Below are 20,325 nucleotides of genomic sequence, written 5' to 3'. Positions count from 1 at the left end.
AGTCGAAAGTCTCAGGTCATCACGCTCGGGGTATCCATTCCGGTGAAATGCCGCACGCGAGCGACTTGTTCGGCCAGCGCCACCAGCGGGGCGAGCGCCTGTTGCGCGGGCAGGTCGTGACGCGAAGGGTCGGGCTCGTGGCGTTCCAGATAGATGCGCAGCGTTGCGCCTTCGGTGCCGGTGCCCGAAAGGCGGAACACAACGCGCGAGCCACTGCGCAGAATGATGCGCACGCCCTGCTTGCTGCTGACGCTGCCGTCCGTCGGGTCGGTATAGGCAAAGTCGTCGGCGATCGCCACCGGCTCGCCAGCCAGCACTGTGCCAGGCAGCCCGGGCAGCGCGGCGCGCAGATCGCGCATCAGCGCGTCGGCCTGCGCGGTGGGAATGCCCTCGTAGTCGTGGCGCGAATAGACGCAGCGGCCATGCTCGGCCCAGAGTGCGCGCACCAGTTGCTCGACCGATTTGCCCGTGACCGCGATCAGGTTGAGCCAGAACAGCACGGCCCACAGCCCGTCCTTTTCGCGGATGTGGTTCGAGCCGGTGCCGTAGCTCTCCTCGCCGCACAGCGTGACCTTGCCGGCGTCGAGCAGGTTGCCGAAAAACTTCCACCCGGTCGGGGTTTCATAACAGGCGACGCCCAGCTTTGCGGCCACGCGGTCCACCGCGGTGGAGGTGGGCATCGAGCGCGCCACCCCGGCAAGACCTGCGGCATAGCCCGGAATGCGCGTGGCGTGCGCAGCCAGCACTGCCAGGCTATCGGATGGCGAGACCACGAAATTGCGGCCGACGATCATGTTGCGGTCGGCGTCGCCGTCTGTTGCGGCACCCATGTCGGGGGCGTCGGCTGCGGCCATGTGCGCAATCAGGTCGGTGGCGTAGACCGGGTTGGGATCGGGGTGCAGATCGCCGAAGTCCTCGCGCGGCGTGGCGTTGACCACGGTGCCTGCGGGTGCACCGAGCTCGCCTTCGATGAGGGCCTTGGCGTACGGCCCGCCGACTGCCCACATGGTGTCCAGCCGCAGGCGAAAGCCGCGGGCGAACAGTGCGCGGATCGCGTCGAAATCGAACAGCGCGCGCTGCACCGCGCAATAGTCGGCCACCGGGTCGACGATCTCGATCTGCGTGTCCAGCAGCCGGTGCGCGCCCAGCGCGTCCAGCGGCAGATCGGGGCTGTCGACCGTGTGGACTTCATGGACCTCGCGCGAGCGCAGGTAGATCGCCTCGGTGACCGATTCCGGTGCCGGGCCGCCGTTGGCGATGTTGTATTTGATGCCGAAGTCGCCGCTGGGCCCGCCGGGGTTGTGGCTGGCCGACAGCACGATGCCGCCGCTGGCTGCGCGCCTGCGGATCACCGCGCTCATCGCCGGGGTGGACAGAATGCCGCCTTGTCCGACCAGCACCCGTGCGTAGCCGTGCGCTGCGGCCATGCGCAGAATGGTCTGGATGGCCACGCGGTTGTAATAGCGCCCGTCGCCGCCGACCACCAGGGTCTTGCCGCTGGCGTCGCCCAGCACGTTGAACAGTGCCTGCACGAAATTTTCCAGATAGCCCGGCTGCTGGAACACGCTGACTTTTTTGCGCAGCCCGGAGGTGCCGGGGCGCTGGCCTTCAAAAGGGGTGGCGGGGCGGGTGACGCGTTTCATGCCGGGGTGTCTCCTGATCGAGTGGGGGCGGTGCCTTCCTGTGTGGCGATCCACAGACTGGTGGGCGGCAGGGTTTGCACCGTGCCCAGACGGTGCGCCTTGCCGCTGTCCTTGCCAGATGCATGTTCACCGAGTGCCGGGGCGACAAATCCGCTGTCGCTGGACAGTCTAAGAATCCACCGCCCCGGCCTGAGGTTGAATGAGGCTTCCTGCCCCTCAGCATTGATGAGAATCAAAACCTGCTGCGCTGCGGTGCCGAGCAGCACCATGAGCGCGCCATGGTCGTCGCGCGCCCAGTCGGCCTGCTCCATCGGCTGGCCATCGGCGCGGTACCACGCCGCGCCGGGCTGGGCAGCCGTGGGAGCAGGCGCCCACCAGGCTCGGCCTTGCAGCAGCGGGACGCTGTGCCGCAGCGCCAGTACGCCGCGCACATAGTCACGCAGCGCGACATCGGCCTGCTGCCAGTCGATCCAGGACATCGGGTTGTCCTGACAGTAGGCGTTGTTGTTGCCGCGCTGGGTGTGGCCCAGTTCATCGCCAGCCAGCAGCATGGGCGTGCCCAGCGAGAGCAGCAGCACCGCCAGCAGGGCGCGGCTCTGGCGCGCGCGGGCGGCAAGGACTTCGGGGATCTGGGTCGGCCCCTCGACGCCGTTGTTGGTGCTGAGGTTGTGGCCGTGGCCGTCGCGATTGTCTTCGCCATTGGCCTGGTTGTGACGGTGCGCGTAGCTCACCAGATCGCGCAGGGTGAAGCCGTCGTGCGCGGTGATGAAGTTGACGCTGCTGTAGGCGCCGCGCCGCGCGGGCGGAAATACATCACCCGACCCCGCCAGGCGGGTGGCGAATTCTCCCGGCGCATTCTGATGCTGCAGCCAGAAGCCGCGCTGGGTGTCGCGAAAGCGGTCGTTCCACTCCAGCCAGCCGGGCGGAAATCCTCCCAGTCGATAACCGCCCGGCCCCAGATCCCAGGGCTCGGCGATCAGCAGGCAGTTGCACAGCACGGGGTCTTGCGCCATGGCGCTGAGAAAGGCGCCGTCGGACTGAAAACCGTAGTTCACCTGCGCGCCACCGCGCGCCAGGGTGATGGCCAGATCGAAACGAAAGCCGTCCACACCGAATTCGGTGACCCACCGGCGCAGGCTGTCCATGACCACACGCAACACCAGCGGGGCGTTGAGGTTGACGCCGTTGCCGCAGCCGGTCCAGTCCAGGGTGCGGGTGGGGTCCTGCGGGTCGAGGTGGTAGTACAGCGCGTTGTCGATGCCGCGCAGCGACAGCGTCGGGCCGGTGAGCGGGTCGAGCTCGGCGGTGTGGTTGTAGACCACGTCGAGCACGACTTCCAGACCGGCGGCATGCAGGGCCTCGACCAGCGCGCGAAACTCGCTGCGCGGCGTGCTGCCCGGCGTGCCGCTCCACAGCCGGGTTTCCGGCGCGGCCCAGGCAATCGGGCTGTACCCCCAGTAATTGCTCAGTCCCATGCGCAGCAGCCGGGCTTCGTCGGCACGAAACGCGATCGGCAGCAGGCTGACCGTGGTGATGCCCAGCGCCTTCAGGTAGGCGATGCAAGCCGGATGGGCCAGGCCGGCGTAGCTGCCGCGCAGCGGTGGCGGCACCTCGGGGTGCAGCGCGGTGAAGCCCTTGACATGCAGCTCGTAGATCACGCGCTGCGCCGGGTCGATGACCGGGCGCGGCTGCGCGGGTGGCGGCAGGTCGGCGACCACGCGGGCCTTGAGCGCGGTGGCGGCGTTGTCGCGCGGATCCGGGCGGTCGGGATGCGCCGGATCGTGGCCGAGGTGGATGTCGCTGCCGTCGTAGCGGCCGACCACCTCGCGCGCGCAGGGGTCGAGCAGCAGCTTGGCCGGGTTGAAGCGGTGGCCGTCGTGCGGCGCCCAGGGGCCGTGCACCCGCCAGCCGTAGATCAGTCCCTCGACCCCGCCCGCGGCGGCGGGCAGCACGCCCTGCCAGATGCCGTCGCGCTGCAGTGGCATCGGCAGGCGGGCGACCTCGGTGCGGCCATCTTCGGCGAACAGGCAGAGCTCCACGGCCTGCGCGTGCGGCGCGGCCAGCGCGACATGCACGCCGTCGGGGTGCAGTTGCGCGCCGAGCGCGGTCACCCGCGCGGCAAGCAGGCCGGGGAGGGCGGGCTTGGTTCTGGCGGCGCGGCGTTGCGCGTTCATCGGCGGCATCAACTGGCAGGGCGGAGGATGACGCAGGCCAGCGGCGGCAGGGTGAGCTGCAGCGAAAACGCCCGTCCGTGCGACGGCTGCGGCGCGGCGCCCTGCAGATCCAGCGGCAGGCCCGAGCCCTCGTACACCGGGTCGTCGGTATTGATCAGCACCTCCCAGCGCCCGGCCTGCGGGACGCCGATGCGGTAGCCGGGGCGCGGTGTGGGCGTGAAGTTGCACAACACGACGAAGGCAGGGCCCTGGCTGGCCGCGCGTTCGAAGGCCAGCACCGACTGCGTGGCGTCGTCGTAAGTGATCCAGGTGAAGCCGCCGGGATGGTGGTCGAGCTGGTGCAGCGCGGGATGGGCGCGATAGGTGAGGTTGAGGTCGCGCACCAGGCGCTGGATGCCGCGGTGTGGCGCGTGCAGCAGCGCGTCCCAGTCGAGGCTGTAGTCGGACTGCCACTCCGACGCTTGTGCGAACTCGTTGCCCATGAACAGCAGCTTCTTGCCGGGATGGCTGAACATGTAGCCAAGGTAGGCGCGCAGGTTGGCGAACTGCTGCCAGCGGTCGCCCGGCATCTTGGCCAGCAGCGACCCCTTGCCGTGGACGACCTCGTCGTGCGAGAGCGGCAGCACGAAGTTCTCGTCGTAGGCGTACATCATGCTGAAGGTCAGCTCGTTGTGGTGGTACTGGCGATGGATCGGGTCGCGCCGCACATAGCTCAGGCTGTCGTGCATCCAGCCCATGTTCCACTTGTAATGAAAGCCCAGACCGCCGCTGCGCAAATCGTCGGATGGCGGGCGGCTCACCCCGGGGAAGGCGGTGGATTCTTCTGCCAGGGTGATGGCGCCGGGGCGCTGCACGCCGACGGTGTGGTTCATGCGCCGCAGGAAGTCGATGGCTTCCAGGTTTTCGCGCCCGCCGAACTTGTTGGGCACCCATTGCCCGGCCGGGCGGCTGTAGTCGCGGTAGAGCATCGAGGCCACGGCGTCCACCCGCAGGCCGTCGATGTTGAAGCGTTCCAGCCAGTACAGGGCGTTGGCCACCAGATAGTTGCGCACTTCGGTGCGGCCGAAGTTGTAGATCAGGGTGTTCCAGTCGTGGTGGAAGCCTTCCTTCGGGTCGGCGTATTCGTACAGATGCGTGCCGTCGAAGTTGGCCAGGCCGTGCGCATCGGACGGGAAGTGCGCGGGCACCCAGTCGAGAATCACGCTCAGCCCCGCGGCGTGCGCGGCATCGACGAAATACTGGAAATCCTCGGGCGAGCCGAAACGCGCGGTGGGGGCGAACAGGCTGATGGGCTGGTAGCCCCACGAGCCGTCGAAGGGATGCTCGCTGATGGGCAGCAGTTCCAGATGCGTGAAGCCCATGTCGCGGGCGTAGGGCACCAGGGTGTCGGCCAGTTCGCGATAGTTCAGCCAGCGCCAGCCATCCGCCTTGCGCCAGGAGCCCAGATGCACCTCGTAAATGCTGATCGGCGCAGCAAAGGCATTGGCCCGCGCCATGTCGCTGCGGATGGGGTGCAGCGGCGGCAGACCGTGCACGATGCTGGCGGTGTTGGGGCGCAGTTCGCTGCGGAAGGCCATGGGATCGGCCTTTTGCAGGATGTCGCCGTGCTGGGTGAGGATTTCGAACTTGTACAGCGCACCCTTGCCCACATCGGGCAGGAACAGTTCCCACACACCACATTCGCGCCGCAGCCGCATGGGGTGGCGGCGGCCGTCCCAGAGATTGAAGTCCCCGATCACCGACACCCGCCGTGCATTGGGTGCCCACACGGCAAAGCGGGTGCCGGCCACGCCGAGCATCTCGCCGGGGTGCGCGCCCAGGCATTCATACGGCCGCAGATGCGTGCCCTCGGCCAGCAGCCAGGCGTCCATCTCGCCCAGCACCTGCGGGAAACGGTAGGGGTCTTCCAGGTCGCGCACCCAGGGTGGATCGCCCGGGTGCAGCGGCGGCCAGGTCACGCGCAACAGGTAGTCGAAGGGCTTGCGGCGGCGGCCCATGCGGGCGCTGAACACCGCCGTGTCGTCCTGCTTCTCGAGCGCGGCAACTGGCGCACCACTCGCACGCTCGATGACCTCCACGGCCAGCGCACCGGGCAGCAGGGCATTGACCCAGAGCGTGGTGCCGCGCGCATGCATGCCGAGCACGCCAAAGGGGTCGGCGTGGCGGCCTTGCGCAAGATCGGCGATGTCGTGTTCGGTCAGCATGGGCGGGGTTCCGGTTCAGTTTGGGTGGCGGTTGTACAGCCGGCCGAAGTGCGCCAATGCCGCCGCATGTCCTGGTTGTACCTGATCCCAGGTGAAACGCCAGCCCCAGTTGCCTTGCGCCGTTCCGGGCGTGTTCATGCGCTGGCTGCTGTCCAGCCGCAGCACGTCCTGCATGGCGAACAAGGCGATGTCGGCCACACTGGCGCTGGCGGCGCGGATCAGCGTCCAGGCGATGTCGCCGCCGTCGCAGGCAAGGTAGTCGCGCACATGGTGGCGCACCGTTTCGGGCGCGCTGGCCCACCAGCCCGCCGTGGTGTCGTTGTCGTGCGTGCCGGGATAGACCACGCTGTCGTGGGTATGGTTATGCGGCAGGTAGGCGTTCTTGCCGCCGTCGTCCTGCCCCCAGGCAAACTGCAGGATGCGCATGCCGGGAAAGCCGAAGCGCTGCCGCAGCGCGGTGACTTCCGGGGTGATGACGCCAAGGTCTTCGGCGATGATGGGCAACGGGCCAAGCGCCCTGGACACCGCGTCGAACAGCGCCGCACCCGGCGCCGCAACCCACTTGCCGCCGATCGCCGTGGGCGCGTCCGCCGGGATTTCCCAGCAGCTTTCGAAGCCGCGGAAATGGTCGATGCGCACCAGGTCCACCAGCGAGAAGGTGGCGCGCAGCCGCGCGATCCACCAGGCAAAGCCCTCGGCCTCGTGCGCTGCCCAGCGATAGTGCGGATTGCCCCAGCGCTGGCCCGTGGCGGAAAAATAATCCGGCGGCACACCGGCCACGACCGTGGGGCGGCCTGCGGCGTCGAGCTGAAACAGGTCGGGCCGTGCCCACACATCGGCGCTGTTGAGGGAGATGAAAATCGGCATGTCGCCCACCAGCTTCACCCCGCGGGAGTGGGCGTAGGCGCGCAGCGCGCCCCATTGACGGAAGAAGCACCATTGCGCGAATGTCCAGAAGTCGATGCGCTCGGCATGCTCCGCCCTGGCCTGCAGCAAGGCCGCGGGCTGGCGCTGCGCCAGCGGGGCGTCCCAATCGCTCCACAAGCGGTCCTCGAAGTGCTCGGACAAGGCCATGAACAGCGCATAGTCGTCCAGCCACTGGGCATGCGCGGCACGGAACGCGGCCAGATCGGCGCGTTCTTGCGGCGTGGCGCTGGCGGCAAAACGCTGCGCGGCGCGCTGCAGGCGCTCCATGCGAAACGGAATGACGCGCTCGAAGTTCACCTGCGCGCCATGCAATCCGTCGATCGGCGCCAGATCGTCGGCGCCCAGCCAGCCGCGTTGCTGCAGTTCGGCTAGGTCGATCAGCAGCACGTTGCCCGCAAAGGCCGAGCTGCTCATGTAGGGCGAATGCCCCACGCCGAGATTGCCCAGCGGCAGGAATTGCCACAGCGACTGCCCGCTGGCCTGCAGCCAGTCGACGAAGTGATAGGCATCCGGCCCCAGATCGCCGCTGCCGTGCGGCCCGGGCAGGGAGGTGATGTGCAGCAGCACGCCGCTGCCACGGGGAAAGCGCATCGCGGTGATGTTGCCACCGAGGTTGCCGTTGTTGGGCGTTGTCATGGGAGGGTGGAGGAGGTGAGGTGTTGGTCCAGCGCCTTGGCCACGCCGAGGAATGCGGGATCGGGGTGATGAATGACAAACACCGGAATGCGGGCGAGATAGTCGGAAAATCGACCCTTGTCCTCGAACCGGGCGCGAAAGCCCGAGCGCTCGAATGCCGCACCCAGCTTGGGCACGATGCCACCGCCGATGAAAACGCCGCCCATCGCGCCCAGGGTCAGCGCCAGATTGGCGGCCACGGTGCCGAGCAGGGTGCAGAACAGATCGACGGCTTGCATGCAGCGGGCGTCGCTGCCGTTCAAGGCGCGCGCGGTGATGTCCGCGGGGGAGGGCCCGCCTTGGGACGGCCCTGCGGCGGGGTGGTGGACGGCCCCCACGCTCGGGCTTTGCCCTCGCTGCCCCCCGAGGGGGTGCACCCCGCCTTGGGGCGGCCCTGCGGCGGGGTGGTGGACGGCCCCCACGCTCGGGCTTTGCCCTCGCTGCCCCCCGAGGGGGTGCACCCCGCCTTGGGACGGCCCTGCGGCGGGGTGCGGGTCGATCTCGCCCAGCCAGGCGTGGAGAAGTTGCAGCCCCGGGCCAGAGAGCAGGCGCTCGGCCGAGACATGGCCGAAGCGCGCCCGGGCGTAGCGCCAGAGGTCGATCTCGCGCGCATCGAACGGCGCGAAACTCACATGCCCGCCCTCACCGGCCAGCGGCAGCCAGGTTCCGCTTGGGCCCGGAATCAGGCCGGAGACGCCAAGACCGGTGCCCGCGCCGAGCAGGCCGATGGCGGCGCCGGGCACAGGCGCGCCGCCGCCGATCTGGCGCAGAGAGTCGGGCGGAAGCTCCCGCAGCGCCAGTGCCAGCGCGGTGAAGTCGTTGAGCACCAGCAGCGTCTCCCAGCCCATGGCGTCGCGCAGCGCGGTGATGGAGAACGCCCAGTCATGGTTGGTCATGCGCACCGCATCACCCAGCACCGGGTTGGCGATGGCAAATGCCGCATGGCGCACTGCGGGCGTGCCAGCGCGCCGCAGCGCCTCCTGGATGGCGTCCTGCACGGTCGGGAAATCGGCGCAGGCCAGGGTGATGATGGGGCTGATCCCCTGCGGGGTCTGCAGCGCAAAGCGGGCATGGGTGCCGCCGATGTCGGCAAGCAACCGGGGATGGAGGTCAAGGTGTCCAGTAGGCATCGAATGAGGCGCGGGTTTGCTGGACGAGGAAACTGATCGGCAGTGCAACGCGCGGCGGCGGCGTGGCGGCCTGCGCATAGACCGCATGCTTGGCCTGTCCCGCAATCGACAGCAGCAGGCGGCGCGATTGCAGCAGTACGGCCAGGCTCAGGCTGATGCGGGCGTGCGGTGCATGCGTTGGTCTGATGGACAGATAGGGCTCGGGGTGGGTGGGGTCGAGTCCCGCGGCCAGCTCGGCGGCACCGGGAAACAGCGACGCGGTGTGCCCGTCCTCTCCCATGCCCAGCAGGGCGACGCTGATGGGCTGTGCCAGTTCGCGGAAGTGCGCATTGGCCCGGGCGACGCAGCCTGCAAGATCTTGTGGATCATCGACCAGCGGCAGGAAGCGCGCCTGCGCCGCAGCGCCGGTCAGCAGATGGGCGCGCACCAGTGCGGCGTTGCTGTCGGCATGGTCTGGAGGGACGACACGCTCATCGACCAGCGTGACGGCCACGCGTGGCCAGTCGATCGGCGCCTGCGCCAGCGCGTGAAACAGCGGGATGGGCGAACGCCCGCCGGAGACGGCCAGCAGCGCCCGGCCCTGTTGCGCAATGTCCTCCGCCAGCGCGGTCTGGATGGCGCACACCAGTTGAGCGACCTGATCCTGCGTGTTGGCGCAAACATGCAGCATGTCTCACAGCTCCTCGTGCCAGGACGCACCGTCGCGCGACAGCAGGGCGCTGGACGCCGCCGGTCCCCAGGTTCCTGCGGTGTAGGACTTGGGCGCCTCGCCGTTGCGCTCCCAGCATTCCAGGATGGGCTCGACCCAGCGCCAGGCTGCGGTGAGTTCGTCGCGGCGCATGAACAGCCCGAGCTGGCCGCGGATCACGTCGAGCAGCAGTCGCTCATAGGCATCGGCGCGGCGCTTCTGCGCAGTGGACTCGAAGTCCAGATCGAGCTTGGTGGGATGCAGACGCATGCCGTCGCCCGGCTCCTTCGAGAGAAAGTGCAGGCTGATGCTCTCTTCGGGCTGCAGCCGGATCACCAGGCGGTTGGCACCCTGCAGCGCGACCGGACCGCCGAACAGGCTCAGCGGCACCGCGCGGAAGCTGATGACGATTTCCGCCAGCCGCTCCTGCATGCGCTTGCCGGTGCGCAGGAAGAACGGCACCCCGGCCCAGCGCCAGTTGGCGATTTCCGCCTTGATCGCCACGAAGGTCTCGGTGCGGCTGTCCGGGGCGATGTCGGCTTCCTGCAGATAGCCCACCACCGGCTTGCCATCGATGGCCCCGGCACGGTATTGCCCGCGCACGCTCTTGCTGGCCACATCGGGCTCGGCAAAGGGCTTGAGCGCCTTGAGCACCTTGAGCTTTTCGTCGCGGATGGCGTCGGCCTCCAGGCTGGCCGGGGGTTCCATGGCCACCATGCACAGCAGTTGCAGCAGGTGGTTCTGCACCATGTCGCGCAGTGCGCCGGTCTTGTCGTAGAACTCGCCGCGTCCTTCCACGCCCAGGTCTTCGGCAATGGTGATCTGCACGTTGTCCACCCATTCGCGCCGCCACAGTGGCTCGAACAGCACGTTGCCGAAGCGCATGGCCATGAGGTTCTGCACCGACTCCTTGCCCAGATAGTGGTCGATGCGGTAGAGCTGGCTCTCGGTAAACGACTGCGCCACCGCGGCGTTGATCGCCTCGCTCGATGCCAGATCGTGGCCCAGAGGCTTTTCCAGCACCACGCGCACACCGGGGTGGTTCAGGCCAACGCGGGCGAGCTGGGTGCAGATGCGCTCGAACAGCGACGGCGCCGTGGCCAGGTAGCACACGGTGACATGCGCATCGTCCGTGCCGAGCAGCGCGGCCAGCGCGTCGAAGTCGGCCGGTACACTGGCATCGAGCTTGAGATAGGTCAGCCGCGCAGCGAAACTGGCCCACGCCGCGCTGGCGAAGTCGGCCTTGAGGTGAGGGCCGGACTGGCTTTGTACCTGCGCCAGATAATCGTCCAGGGTCAGCGCCCCGCGCCCCAGCGCCACAATGCGACCTGCGGGATGCAGTGTGCCGGACTGGTGCGCCTGAAACAGCGCAGGCAGCAGCTTGCGCATGGCCAGATCGCCCGTGCCGCCGAACAGCACCATGTCGAAAGCGGGAGTGGCGGTCATGTCGGTTTTTGTTCGCGTTGTTGTTGCCATGAGATGATCCTGGTTCAGTGTAGGCAGGGGCGGCTGCGGCTGTTCGTCGAGATCTGCATTGTTTTCAGGAAATTGATTGGAATCATGAAACATGTCCCCAGTGTGATCGGCACACGATGAACGGTATGAAATTTGCGTGTCATTTCGACTGCATGATGCCTGAGTAACCTGCAATATCCTTGCCACCTGTCCTGAATGTCTGCCCGCCATGACCCCATCGCCATCCCTGCATCCCATCCTTGCCACCGTGACCGAGCGCATCGTGGAACGCAGCCGCGTGCAGCGGGCGGCGTATCTGGCGCGCATTCGCGCGGCGCGGGGCGGCAAGGTGGAGCGCAGCCAGCTCTCCTGCACCAATCTGGCGCATGCAATCGCTGCTGCGCCCGCACCCGCGCGCATCCTGCTCAAGGAGGTCACGCCCCAGTCGCGCCCCAACCTGGCCATCGTCTCCGCCTACAACGACATGCTCTCGGCGCACCAGCCGCTCGGGGCGTTTCCCGCATGGATCAAGGAGGCGGCGCTGGCTGCGGGAGCCACTGCACAGTTTGCCGGCGGCGTGCCGGCGATGTGCGACGGCGTCACCCAGGGACAGGCCGGCATGGAGCTGTCGCTGTTTTCGCGCGATGTCATCGCGATGGCGACCGCCGTCGCCCTGAGCCACCAGATGTTCGACGCCGCGCTGTATCTGGGCGTGTGCGACAAGATCGTGCCGGGCCTGCTCATCGGTGCGCTCGCCTTCGGCCATCTGCCGGGCATCTTCGTGCCCGCCGGGCCGATGACCAGCGGCATGGCCAATGACGAGAAGGCGCGCATCCGGGCGCTGTATGCCGAAGGCAAGATCGGCCGCCAGGAGCTGCTCGACGCCGAAATGCAGTCCTACCACAGCGCCGGGACCTGCACCTTCTACGGCACGGCCAATTCCAACCAGATGCTGATGGAAATCATGGGCTTGCACCTGCCGGGCAGCGCCTTCATCAACCCCGGCACGCCGCTGCGCGAGGTGCTCACCCGCGCGGCGGCCACGCGCGCCGTGGCCATTTCCGCCGAAGGGACGCAGTACACGCCGATCGGCGAGCTGGTGGACGAGCGCGTGATCGTCAACGGTCTGGTGGGCCTGCTGTGCACCGGTGGCTCGACCAATCACACCATCCATCTGGTGGCCATCGCCCGCGCTGCGGGCATCGACATCAACTGGACCGACTTTGACGACCTCTCCAGGGTCGTGCCAACCCTGACCAGGCTCTACCCCAACGGCAAGGCCGACGTCAATCAGTTCCAGGCCGCAGGCGGCATGGGCTTTGTCATCCGCGAACTGCTCGGCGCTGGGCTGCTGCATGGCGATGTGCAGACCGTGGCCGGGCCGGGGCTGGCGCGCTACGCCCAAGAGCCGGGGCTGGACCGTGGCACGCTGGTGTGGCGCGATGGTGCGTCCGAGTCGCTCGACCCCGACATTCTGCGCCCGGTGCGCAACCCTTTCGCCCCCGATGGCGGTCTGAAGCTGATGCGCGGCAATCTGGGCCGTGGCGTCATCAAGGTCTCGGCGGTCAAGCCCGAGTCCCGCGTGATCTCGGCGCCGGCCATTGTGTTCGACGACCAGGACGAGTTGCTCGCCGCCTTCAAGCGCGGCGAACTCGAGCGCGATTTCGTCGCTGTGATCCGGTTTCAGGGACCAGCGGCCAACGGCATGCCCGAGCTGCACAAGCTCATGCCCACGCTGGGGGTGCTGCAGGATCGCGGCTTCAAGGTGGCACTGGTCACCGACGGCCGCATGTCCGGCGCCTCGGGCAAGGTGCCTTCGGCGATCCACATGACGCCCGAAGCCGCGCACGGCGGGCCGATCGCCAAGGTGCGCAACGGCGACCGCATCACCCTCAACGCCCACACCGGTCAAGTGCATGCCGAGGTGCCGCCCGAGGAATGGGATGCGCGCACCGCGCAAGTCATCGACCTCACGCGCCATCAATATGGCGTGGGCCGCGAGCTGTTCGCCGCCTTTCGTCGCCATGTCGATGGCGCCGAGCAGGGCGCGGCCAGTTTCCAGCATCCCGACTGGGCCGGAGCCTGAGCATGCACACCATGACCCCTCAAGACATGCTCAGCGCCACCGACCTGCTGCGCACCGGGCCGGTGCTGCCCGTCATCGTGATCCGCGACGCGGCCCTGGCGGTCGATCTGGCCGCAGCCCTCGTGGCCGGCGGTGTCCGCACCCTGGAGGTCACGCTGCGCACCCCCGCTGCGCTGGACGCGATCCGCCAGATCCGCGACCGCGTGCCCGGTGCGCTGGTGGGCGCGGGCACCGTGCTCACACCGGACGACTGGCACCGCGCGCAGGACGCGGGCGCACTGTTCGGCATCAGCCCTGGCCTCACTCCGGCGCTGCTGGCTGCCGCTCAAAAGAGCCCGCTGCCTTTCGTGCCCGGCGTGGCCACCGCCAGTGAGGCGATGGCCGCACTGGACGCCGGGTTCACCGCGCTCAAGCTGTTCCCGGCCGAGGCCGTGGGCGGGCGGGCGCTGCTCAACTCGCTGCATGGCCCGCTGCCGCAACTGCTGTTCTGCCCCACCGGCGGCATCAACCCAGGCAACGCCGCCAGCTATCTGGCATTGCCCAACGTGGCCTGTGTGGGCGGCTCCTGGCTGGTGCCCGAGGCGGCACTGGCGGCGCGCGACTGGAGCGCGATCACCGCTCTGGCGCGCGAGGCGTCTGCCCTGCGTCCTGCCGCCTGAGCTTCCAGACGCCCGATCCGTTGTCATTGGGGTGGCGGCTCACCACCCCCGGGGTGATCAAGCGCCGTGCTGGATCGTGTAGGAAATTTTTACATCTTCGTCGGTGCTGCGGGACGATTTCCCGAATCCGGTTTGTTCTCTGCCGCGTAGTTCCTCTTGTCGCAACTGATGCTGGCCTGGACGGCTCGGTTGCGATCACTCCAGTTCTGGAGTGCCACGACCAATCAAGAGGAGCGACAGCATGCAAGTTCATCACTGGAAAAAAACGATTGCAGCCACTGCCATCGCAGGGCTGGGCATCTGGGGAGTTGGCACCGCGCAGGCGCAGGGCAGCCGCCTGCTGGCGACCAGCGGCGTCACCGAGGTGGGCGGCTCGACCGGGGGCGGCATCTCACCCTGGGCGGTGATCGCCGGCTATGACACCGGCGACGAGGTGGGTGGCTCGGTCACCGGCACCTATGTCAGCGTGCCGAACTACGGCCTGACCACGCTGGGCGCGGCTGTGGGCATCCACAACCGTTTCGAGATCTCGGTGGCGCACGAGAACCTCAATGTCAATGTGGGCGCGCTCTCCAGCCTGGGCGTGCTGGGCAATCAAGCGGGTGGTCTGGGCCTCATCTCCAGCCCCAACCCCAACATCAACCTCGGCAACCAGACCATCAGCATGGACGTGCTCGGGCTGAAGGCAAGGCTGTTCGGCGACATACTCTATACCCCGTATCCGCAGGTGTCCGTGGGCATCAAGTACAAGAAGAACAACGACTTCAACAGCAACTTCTCAGGCTTGGGCCCGATCGGCATTCCCAAGTTCTTCGGCGCGGCCAAGGACTCCGGCACCGATTTCTACGTCGCAGCCACCAAGGTGTTCCTCAACGGCATCTTTCATCGCGTCACCCTGGTCAACCTGACCCTGCGCGGCACCAAGGCCAACGCCATGGGTCTGCTGGGTTTTGGCACCAACAGCGCCAACGGCATTGCCGGGGCACTGGGCACCAAGAGCGACAACAGCTATCACGCCGAGCTCGAGGGCTCTGCTGCGGTGTTTCTGCGGCCGGACGTAGCGGTGGGCGGCGAGTTCCGCCAGCAGCCCGACAACATGAAGTACCCGGTCAATGCAGCGGCCACGGCGATCGGCTCGCCCGGGACGATGAAGGACGTCTTCATCGCCTATTTCCCGAACAAGAGCCTGTCGCTCACCGCGGCCTATGCCGATCTCGGCCCGCTGCCGTTCCAGGCCAGCAACAAGGGCATCTATCTCTCGCTCAACGGCACGTTCTGAGCGCAGTTCCCATTTTTCAAGGAGTCAATCATGCGACACCCAATTTCATCCCTGACCAAGCCGCTTGCAGTCACTGCCTTCGTCACCGCCCTGTCGGTTGCTGGCCTGTTCAATGCGCAGGCGCAATCCACCAGCCCGACGCTCTATGAGCAGCTCGGCGGCAAGCCAGCCATCACCAAGGTGGTGCACGACATGGTTGTCAATGTCGCGGCGGACAACCGGATCAATCACTTCTTCGCCAAGACCAATATTCCGCATCTGGAGATGGAGTTGGTCAACCAGGTGTGTGAAGGCACGGGCGGGCCATGCAAGTACACCGGGCTGAGCATGAAACAGGCGCACAAGGGCATGCACCTGAACACTGCGGATTTCAACGCCCTGGTGGAGGATCTGCAGAAATCCATGGACTCCAACAACGTGCCGCTGGGTCTGCAGAACCAGTTGCTGGCCATCCTCGCGCCGATGCAGCCCGACGTGGTGCATCAGTGAGTCAGAGCGGCGGACGCCCGGTGCGTCCGCCGCGTGCCAACCCTTGGAGATCAAGATGCCTCAAGCAAAACAGATTGACCTGAAGCGCCGCGCCTTGTTGCGCAACGGGGGGCTGCTGCTCGCCGTTGCTGGCGCTGCCGCAGTGATTCCCGCGCAGGCGGAAGACGACATGCTCAGCAAGGCGGCCGTGCACTATCAGCCCATGCCGCACGGCGGGCAGCATTGCAGTGATTGCGCGTATTTCATCCCCGGCAATGACGCGACAGCGAAGGGGAGCTGCCGTCTGGTTGCCGGGGCGATCGACCCCAACGGATGGTGCGAGCGTTTCTCGTCCTGACGCCCGCGCCACGCATCACCCATCCTCCAGTCCTTGCAATGGGATGGCATTGCGAGGTTGACAGGGCCTGCCGAGCGCGGGCCCTTTTTTATGAAAAAAACCGCCTGCACGGCGGTTTTTTGGGACGCGGTGTGGTCTGCCGGTCAGACGCGGCTGCGGTACTCGCCGGTGCGGGTATCGATCTCGATCTTGTCACCCGTCGCGACGAAAATGGGCACGGGCACTTCATAGCCAGTGGCCAGCTTCGCGGGCTTGAGGACCTTGCCGGAGGTGTCGCCCTTGATGGCGGGTTCGGTGTAGATGATTTCGCGCACCACGGTGGTGGGCATTTCCACCGAGATGGCCTTGCCGTCATAGAACACCACTTCGACGGCCATGCCGTCTTCGAGGTAGTTCAGGCTGTCACCCATATTGTCTTTTTCCACCTCGTACTGGTTGTAGTCCGAGTCCATGAACACATACATGGGATCGGCGAAATAGGAGTAGGTGCACTCCTTGCGCTCCAGCGTCACGAAGTCGATCTTGTCATCGGCCTTGTACACGGCTTCCGTGCCGCCGCTGGTGAGCAGGTTCTTCAGTTTCATTTTCACCGTGGCGGCATTGCGGCCACCGCGGCTGTATTCGGTCTTTTGCACCACCATCGGGTTGTCGCCAACCATGATGACATTACCGGCGCGAATTTCTTGGGCGATCTTCATTGAACAGTTCGGGGAATTCAGGATAAATGTCTATTCTACCGGGCTGCTGCCACCTTGGGCCTGATGTCCTGCAGACGCGACACGTCATGGACGAGCTGGCTGGCCAGATCGGTCTGTGCCTGCAGCGCACGGGACCATCGGAGTGCGTGGCGCTGCAGCGCGGGCAGGTTGGTCACGTATTCGAGCCATGCCGGAGCCAGATCGAGCCCACGGTTCCATGCGGTCCAGAAGTGGATCACGGTGTCGCGCAGATCGGTGTCGGTGTCTGCGAGATAGCGGTCGAGAAAGGCGTCGAGCTTGCGGTCGTGCGCGCTGTCCTCCTGCGGGTAGATGTGCCAGATAAAAGGCTTCGCCGCCCATTGCGCGCGCACGAAAGAGTCTTCTCCGCGCACGATGCAGATGTCCGCCGCCCAGAGCAGTTCGTCGAAGCGCTCCTGCGGCACATAGGGCAGGGCGTAGATGCTCAGGCTGCCGCGGCTGGTGACCTGGCCGGTCTGCAGCTCCATGTCAAGCCACGCATGAATGGCCGTCATCACCGGGCCGGGGCAGACCCACAGCGCGACCGGGCGCTCCGACGAGGCCATGGTGTGCAGCCAGCCTTCGAGGCGCTGGCGGGCGTAGCTGAACAGCAGCACGGTGAGTGCATGGTCGGGCGGCGGTGGCAGGCCCAGGGTGCGCATGGCGATGCGCTTGGCCGAAGGCTGCATCTGCCAGTTGTCCCGATGCGCAATCAGGTCGGCTTCACGCAGCAGGCCGCCGGTCTTGGCGGTGAAGCCGGGGTAGTAGAAGAACTTCTGCACGCCACCGCTTTGCGGCGAGGGTTTGAGGTGATGCAGGTCGACCAGGGCCTCGGCGCTGAGGTGCTCGAGGTTGAGCCAGACCGGGCGCGGCTGCGCCTTGCCGATCTGGGCGATGAACGCGTCGGACAGGCGGCAGCCGAACATCTCGATCACCACATCGCCCGGCGTGGACTGCAGTTGCCGTGCCCAAGGCACAATCTGCACTCCGGCGATGGTCTGTTCCGTGGCGCGCAACTGCACCTGGGGGCAGATGTGCGAGAACGCCTTGAAGTCGTCCAGAAATAATCGCACCTGCTGCTGATGTTCGGCCACCAGCTGCCGCGCCAGCCGCCAGGTCACGCCAATGTCGCCGAGGTTGTCGACGACGTGGCAAAACAGATCCCACCGATGTTGGACTTTCATGAATATGCCAGGTGACGACGCACCGACCTCCAGATCTTTTTATGACGCGCATTGCCGTTTGTGTCCGCGTCTTGCGGCATTTTTACATCAAGTCAAACAGGAGCATCCAGACTATGCCTGCCAGCCGGTGCCGCCTCTTGGCCCGCTGGACGCGCCGCTGCTCGTCGCTGGGCTGGCGCCGGGGCTCAAGGGCGCCAACGCCTCGGGTCGGCCGTTCACCGGCGACGGTGCCGGGCCTTTGCTTTTTGGCACGCTGACCGCGTTGGGGCTGGCCTCGCGTCCGGTGCCGATTCGCATCACCGATCATCCGTCCACCATTCGGGCAGACGATGGCCTGCAACTGCAGGGCTGCCGCATCAGCAATGCGGTGAAATGTCTGCCACCGGGCAACAAGCCGCTGCCAGCAGAAATCCGCACCTGCAACCGGTATCTCGCCGAAGAAATCAACGCCATGTCCCGGCTGCGGGTCATTCTTGCGCTGGGCAGGGTGGCGCATGACGCGGTGTTGATGGCCCTGGAGCACAAAGCATCCGCCGCGCGGTTTGCCCATGCTGCGGAACACTGCCTGGGTGCCTATGTCCTGATCGACAGTTACCACTGCAGCCGCTACAACCAGAACACCGGGCGTCTGACCCCGCCAATGTTCCGCGCGGTGTTCGAACGTGCCGTGCAGCTTGCCACCTGATCACCATGACGGCTGACTTGTCCCCCGATTCCTCCTCTGATGCGGCACCTGCGCACAGTGCCGAACTGCTCGCACAGGTGGCCGCGCTGCCGCATCTGCCCGGGGTGTATCGCTACTTCGCCGCCGATGGTACGTTGCTGTACGTGGGCAAGGCACGCGATCTGCGCAAGCGGGTATCGAGCTATTTCCAGAAGGATCACGGTGGCACCCGCATCGGGCTGATGGTTTCGCGCATCGTCCGGCTGGACACCACCGTCACGCGTACCGAAGCCGAGGCGCTGCTGCTGGAAAACAATCTGATCAAGACCCAGCACCCGCGCTACAACATTCTGTTCCGCGACGACAAGTCGTATCCCTATCTGCAGATCACCACCGCGCATGCCTTCCCGCGGGTGGCGTATTACCGCGGCGCGACCGACCGTCGGCAGCAGTATTTCGGCCCCTACCCGAACGCGTGGTCGGTGAAGGAGAGCATTGCCGTGCTGCAGAAGGTGTTTCAGTTGCGCACCTGCGAGGACACGGTGTTTTCCAACCGCAGCCGGCCCTGCCTGCTGCACCAGATCCATCGCTGCACGGCGCCCTGCGTGGGCAAGATCAGTGCCGAAGACTATGCGCGCGACGTGGATCATGCGGTGCGCTTTCTGCGTGGCGACCACGGCGTGGTGCTGGGCGATCTGCAGCTGCAGATGCAGTCACTCTCGGAAGCCCTGCGGTTCGAAGAAGCCGCCGTGCTGCGCGACCAGATTGCCGCGCTCTCCGGTGTGCTGCAGCAGCAGAGCATGGAGGTGGGCAGCACGCAGGATGTGGACGTGCTGGCCGTGGCGCTCAAGGGGGGGCGCGCCTGCGTCAACCTGGCCATGGTGCGTGGCGGGCGGCACCTGGGAGACCGGGCCTATTTCCCCAGTCAGGTGCAGGCGGCGCTGGAGGTCGAAGACGCACCCGCAGCCGCGGAAGGCCAGCAGACGGACGCCGCCCGCAGCGCTGCGCATCGCGTGCTGCACGCCTTCGTCGCCCAGCATTACCTCCAGATGGCGCCGCCGCCTGTGCTGGTGTGCGCCGAGCCGCTCGACCCGGAACTGCTCGATGCATTGGGCGAGCATGCCGGGCACCGCATGCAGCAGGTCACCCAGCCGCGCGGCCAGCGCCGCGACTGGCTGGACATGGCGCAAAAGGGCGCACAGATCGCGCTGACCCGACTGCTCGCGGAAGAAGGCTCGCAGCGCGAGCGCACCCTGGCCCTGGCTCAGACTCTGGGGCTGGATGCCGACCAGGCCGAGGGCTTGCGGGTGGAGTGCTTCGACATCAGCCACACCGCAGGCGAGGCGACACAGGCGTCCTGCGTGGTGTACGCCGACCACGCCATGCAACCGGCGCAATACCGCCGGTTCCGAATCAACGACATCACGCCCGGGGACGATTACGCCGCGATGCGCCAGGTGCTCACCCGGCGCTACCGGCGCGTGGCCGAGGCGCAGACGCAGCAACCGCAGGAGACGGACGCGGTCGAAGGCGATGCGCAGCGGCACACCGCCGACAAGGCTCGGCTACCCGATCTGGTGCTGGTGGATGGTGGACGCGGCCAGGTAGCGATGGCGCGCGAGGTGTTCACCGAACTCGGGCTCGATCTCGGCGTGATCGTCGGTGTGGAAAAAGGCGAGGGCCGCAAAGTGGGGCTGGAGGAACTGGTGTTTGCCGACGGCCGACCCAAGCTCACATTGCCCGCCGACAGCGCTGCGCTGATGCTGGTGGCGCAGATCCGCGACGAGGCGCACCGCTTCGCCATCACCGGCATGCGCGCCGCGCGTGCCAAGGTGCGCACCGGCGGTTCGCGGCTGGAAGACATCCCCGGAATCGGCCCCAAGCGCCGCGCAAAGTTGCTGGCGCGGTTTGGCGGCATTCGCGGCGTCGAGGCAGCGAGCGAGGACGCGTTGATGACCGTGGAAGGCATCTCCCGCGAACTCGCTCACACGATCTACAAGGCGATGCACTGAAGC

The 20,325-nt window shown here is 66.8% G+C and carries 16 protein-coding genes; 7 read left to right on the top strand and 9 right to left on the bottom strand.

Translation table 11 applies throughout. The features are described from left to right. Nucleotides 1–11 precede the first annotated feature (11 nt). The 7 genes from AC1ZQA_RS08905 to zwf are packed head-to-tail and all read right to left on the bottom strand — an operon-like array spanning nucleotide 12 to nucleotide 10,887. Nucleotides 12–1,643 (bottom strand): alpha-D-glucose phosphate-specific phosphoglucomutase, encoded by a 1,632-nt coding sequence (locus AC1ZQA_RS08905; RefSeq protein ID WP_482676617.1) that lies wholly within the window; start codon nucleotides 1,641–1,643, stop codon nucleotides 12–14. Next, the gene (glgX, locus tag AC1ZQA_RS08900) at nucleotides 1,640–3,817 is read right to left on the bottom strand and encodes a glycogen debranching protein GlgX (RefSeq protein ID WP_482676616.1); all 2,178 of its coding nucleotides are present in this window, start codon (nucleotides 3,815–3,817) and stop codon (nucleotides 1,640–1,642) included. The genes AC1ZQA_RS08905 and glgX overlap by 4 nt, the downstream gene beginning before the upstream one ends. An 8-nt stretch (nucleotides 3,818–3,825) precedes the next feature. Next, on the bottom strand, nucleotides 3,826–6,021 hold the full coding sequence (gene glgB, locus AC1ZQA_RS08895) for a 1,4-alpha-glucan branching protein GlgB (protein ID WP_482676615.1): 2,196 nt from the start codon (nucleotides 6,019–6,021) through the stop codon (nucleotides 3,826–3,828). A 15-nt stretch (nucleotides 6,022–6,036) separates the two neighbouring features. Next, a complete protein-coding gene (gene malQ, locus AC1ZQA_RS08890; RefSeq protein ID WP_482679306.1) occupies nucleotides 6,037–7,539 on the bottom strand; it encodes a 4-alpha-glucanotransferase in 1,503 nt (500 codons plus the stop codon). A 41-nt stretch (nucleotides 7,540–7,580) separates the two neighbouring features. Next, the gene (locus AC1ZQA_RS08885) at nucleotides 7,581–8,753 is read right to left on the bottom strand and encodes a glucokinase (protein ID WP_482676614.1); all 1,173 of its coding nucleotides are present in this window, start codon (nucleotides 8,751–8,753) and stop codon (nucleotides 7,581–7,583) included. Next, nucleotides 8,734–9,423 (bottom strand): 6-phosphogluconolactonase, encoded by a 690-nt coding sequence (gene pgl, locus AC1ZQA_RS08880; RefSeq protein WP_482676613.1) that lies wholly within the window; start codon nucleotides 9,421–9,423, stop codon nucleotides 8,734–8,736. Before pgl ends, AC1ZQA_RS08885 begins: the two co-directional genes overlap by 20 nt. Before the next feature lie 3 nt (nucleotides 9,424–9,426). Beyond that, nucleotides 9,427–10,887, bottom strand: a complete 1,461-nt coding sequence (zwf, locus tag AC1ZQA_RS08875; RefSeq protein ID WP_482676612.1) for a glucose-6-phosphate dehydrogenase — start codon at nucleotides 10,885–10,887, stop codon at nucleotides 9,427–9,429. Between the two features lie 238 nt (nucleotides 10,888–11,125). On the opposite strand from zwf, the gene edd reads away from it, so the two are divergent. The 5 genes from edd (at nucleotide 11,126) to AC1ZQA_RS08850 (ending at nucleotide 15,746) form a co-directional block, all read left to right on the top strand. Beyond that, on the top strand, nucleotides 11,126–12,982 hold the full coding sequence (gene edd, locus AC1ZQA_RS08870; RefSeq protein ID WP_482676611.1) for a phosphogluconate dehydratase: 1,857 nt from the start codon (nucleotides 11,126–11,128) through the stop codon (nucleotides 12,980–12,982). A gap of 11 nt (nucleotides 12,983–12,993) precedes the next feature. Beyond that, entirely contained in the window at nucleotides 12,994–13,641 is a 648-nt protein-coding gene (gene eda, locus AC1ZQA_RS08865) for a bifunctional 4-hydroxy-2-oxoglutarate aldolase/2-dehydro-3-deoxy-phosphogluconate aldolase (RefSeq protein ID WP_482676610.1), read from the top strand. A 241-nt stretch (nucleotides 13,642–13,882) separates the two neighbouring features. Then, on the top strand, nucleotides 13,883–14,920 hold the full coding sequence (locus AC1ZQA_RS08860; RefSeq protein ID WP_482676609.1) for a DUF3034 family protein: 1,038 nt from the start codon (nucleotides 13,883–13,885) through the stop codon (nucleotides 14,918–14,920). Nucleotides 14,921–14,950: 30 nt separating this feature from the next. After that, entirely contained in the window at nucleotides 14,951–15,409 is a 459-nt protein-coding gene (locus AC1ZQA_RS08855) for a group I truncated hemoglobin (RefSeq protein ID WP_482676608.1), read from the top strand. A 55-nt stretch (nucleotides 15,410–15,464) separates the two neighbouring features. Further along, nucleotides 15,465–15,746, top strand: a complete 282-nt coding sequence (locus AC1ZQA_RS08850) for a high-potential iron-sulfur protein (RefSeq protein WP_482676607.1) — start codon at nucleotides 15,465–15,467, stop codon at nucleotides 15,744–15,746. A gap of 143 nt (nucleotides 15,747–15,889) precedes the next feature. On the opposite strand, the gene efp is transcribed toward AC1ZQA_RS08850, so the two are convergent. Together efp and earP are read right to left on the bottom strand one after the other, a co-directional pair. Continuing rightward, nucleotides 15,890–16,444: an elongation factor P gene (gene efp / locus AC1ZQA_RS08845; protein ID WP_482676606.1), complete on the bottom strand. Its 555-nt coding sequence runs from the start codon at nucleotides 16,442–16,444 to the stop codon at nucleotides 15,890–15,892. A 35-nt stretch (nucleotides 16,445–16,479) separates the two neighbouring features. Next, the gene (gene earP, locus AC1ZQA_RS08840; protein ID WP_482676605.1) at nucleotides 16,480–17,646 is read right to left on the bottom strand and encodes an elongation factor P maturation arginine rhamnosyltransferase EarP; all 1,167 of its coding nucleotides are present in this window, start codon (nucleotides 17,644–17,646) and stop codon (nucleotides 16,480–16,482) included. 127 nt (nucleotides 17,647–17,773) lie between these two features. On the opposite strand from earP, the gene AC1ZQA_RS08835 reads away from it, so the two are divergent. Beyond that, a complete protein-coding gene (locus tag AC1ZQA_RS08835) occupies nucleotides 17,774–18,331 on the top strand; it encodes a uracil-DNA glycosylase family protein (protein WP_482676604.1) in 558 nt (185 codons plus the stop codon). Nucleotides 18,332–18,336: 5 nt separating this feature from the next. Further along, nucleotides 18,337–20,322 (top strand): excinuclease ABC subunit UvrC, encoded by a 1,986-nt coding sequence (uvrC, locus tag AC1ZQA_RS08830; RefSeq protein WP_482676603.1) that lies wholly within the window; start codon nucleotides 18,337–18,339, stop codon nucleotides 20,320–20,322. Nucleotides 20,323–20,325: the final 3 nt, after the last annotated feature.

It is taken from the genome of Thiomonas sp. DCM-2, from assembly GCF_056820905.1.
This window is presented reverse-complemented; position numbering and strand designations above follow the sequence as displayed.

Bases quoted from the DNA above. Each gene is read 5' to 3' on its own strand.
- AC1ZQA_RS08860 (WP_482676609.1), top strand. From the start codon at position 13,883: ATGCAAGTTCATCACTGGAAAAAAACGATTGCAGCCACTGCCATCGCA.
- AC1ZQA_RS08885 (WP_482676614.1), bottom strand. From the start codon at position 8,753: ATGCCTACTGGACACCTTGACCTCCATCCCCGGTTGCTTGCCGACATC.
- AC1ZQA_RS08850 (WP_482676607.1), top strand. From the start codon at position 15,465: ATGCCTCAAGCAAAACAGATTGACCTGAAGCGCCGCGCCTTGTTGCGC.
- AC1ZQA_RS08855 (WP_482676608.1), top strand. From the start codon at position 14,951: ATGCGACACCCAATTTCATCCCTGACCAAGCCGCTTGCAGTCACTGCC.
- earP (WP_482676605.1), bottom strand. From the start codon at position 17,646: ATGAAAGTCCAACATCGGTGGGATCTGTTTTGCCACGTCGTCGACAAC.
- edd (WP_482676611.1), top strand. From the start codon at position 11,126: ATGACCCCATCGCCATCCCTGCATCCCATCCTTGCCACCGTGACCGAG.
- malQ (WP_482679306.1), bottom strand. From the start codon at position 7,539: ATGCGCTTTCCCCGTGGCAGCGGCGTGCTGCTGCACATCACCTCCCTG.
- uvrC (WP_482676603.1), top strand. From the start codon at position 18,337: ATGACGGCTGACTTGTCCCCCGATTCCTCCTCTGATGCGGCACCTGCG.
- glgX (WP_482676616.1), bottom strand. From the start codon at position 3,817: ATGAACGCGCAACGCCGCGCCGCCAGAACCAAGCCCGCCCTCCCCGGC.
- zwf (WP_482676612.1), bottom strand. From the start codon at position 10,887: ATGACCGCCACTCCCGCTTTCGACATGGTGCTGTTCGGCGGCACGGGC.
- AC1ZQA_RS08905 (WP_482676617.1), bottom strand. From the start codon at position 1,643: ATGAAACGCGTCACCCGCCCCGCCACCCCTTTTGAAGGCCAGCGCCCC.
- glgB (WP_482676615.1), bottom strand. From the start codon at position 6,021: ATGCTGACCGAACACGACATCGCCGATCTTGCGCAAGGCCGCCACGCC.
- efp (WP_482676606.1), bottom strand. From the start codon at position 16,444: ATGAAGATCGCCCAAGAAATTCGCGCCGGTAATGTCATCATGGTTGGC.
- pgl (WP_482676613.1), bottom strand. From the start codon at position 9,423: ATGCTGCATGTTTGCGCCAACACGCAGGATCAGGTCGCTCAACTGGTG.
- eda (WP_482676610.1), top strand. From the start codon at position 12,994: ATGACCCCTCAAGACATGCTCAGCGCCACCGACCTGCTGCGCACCGGG.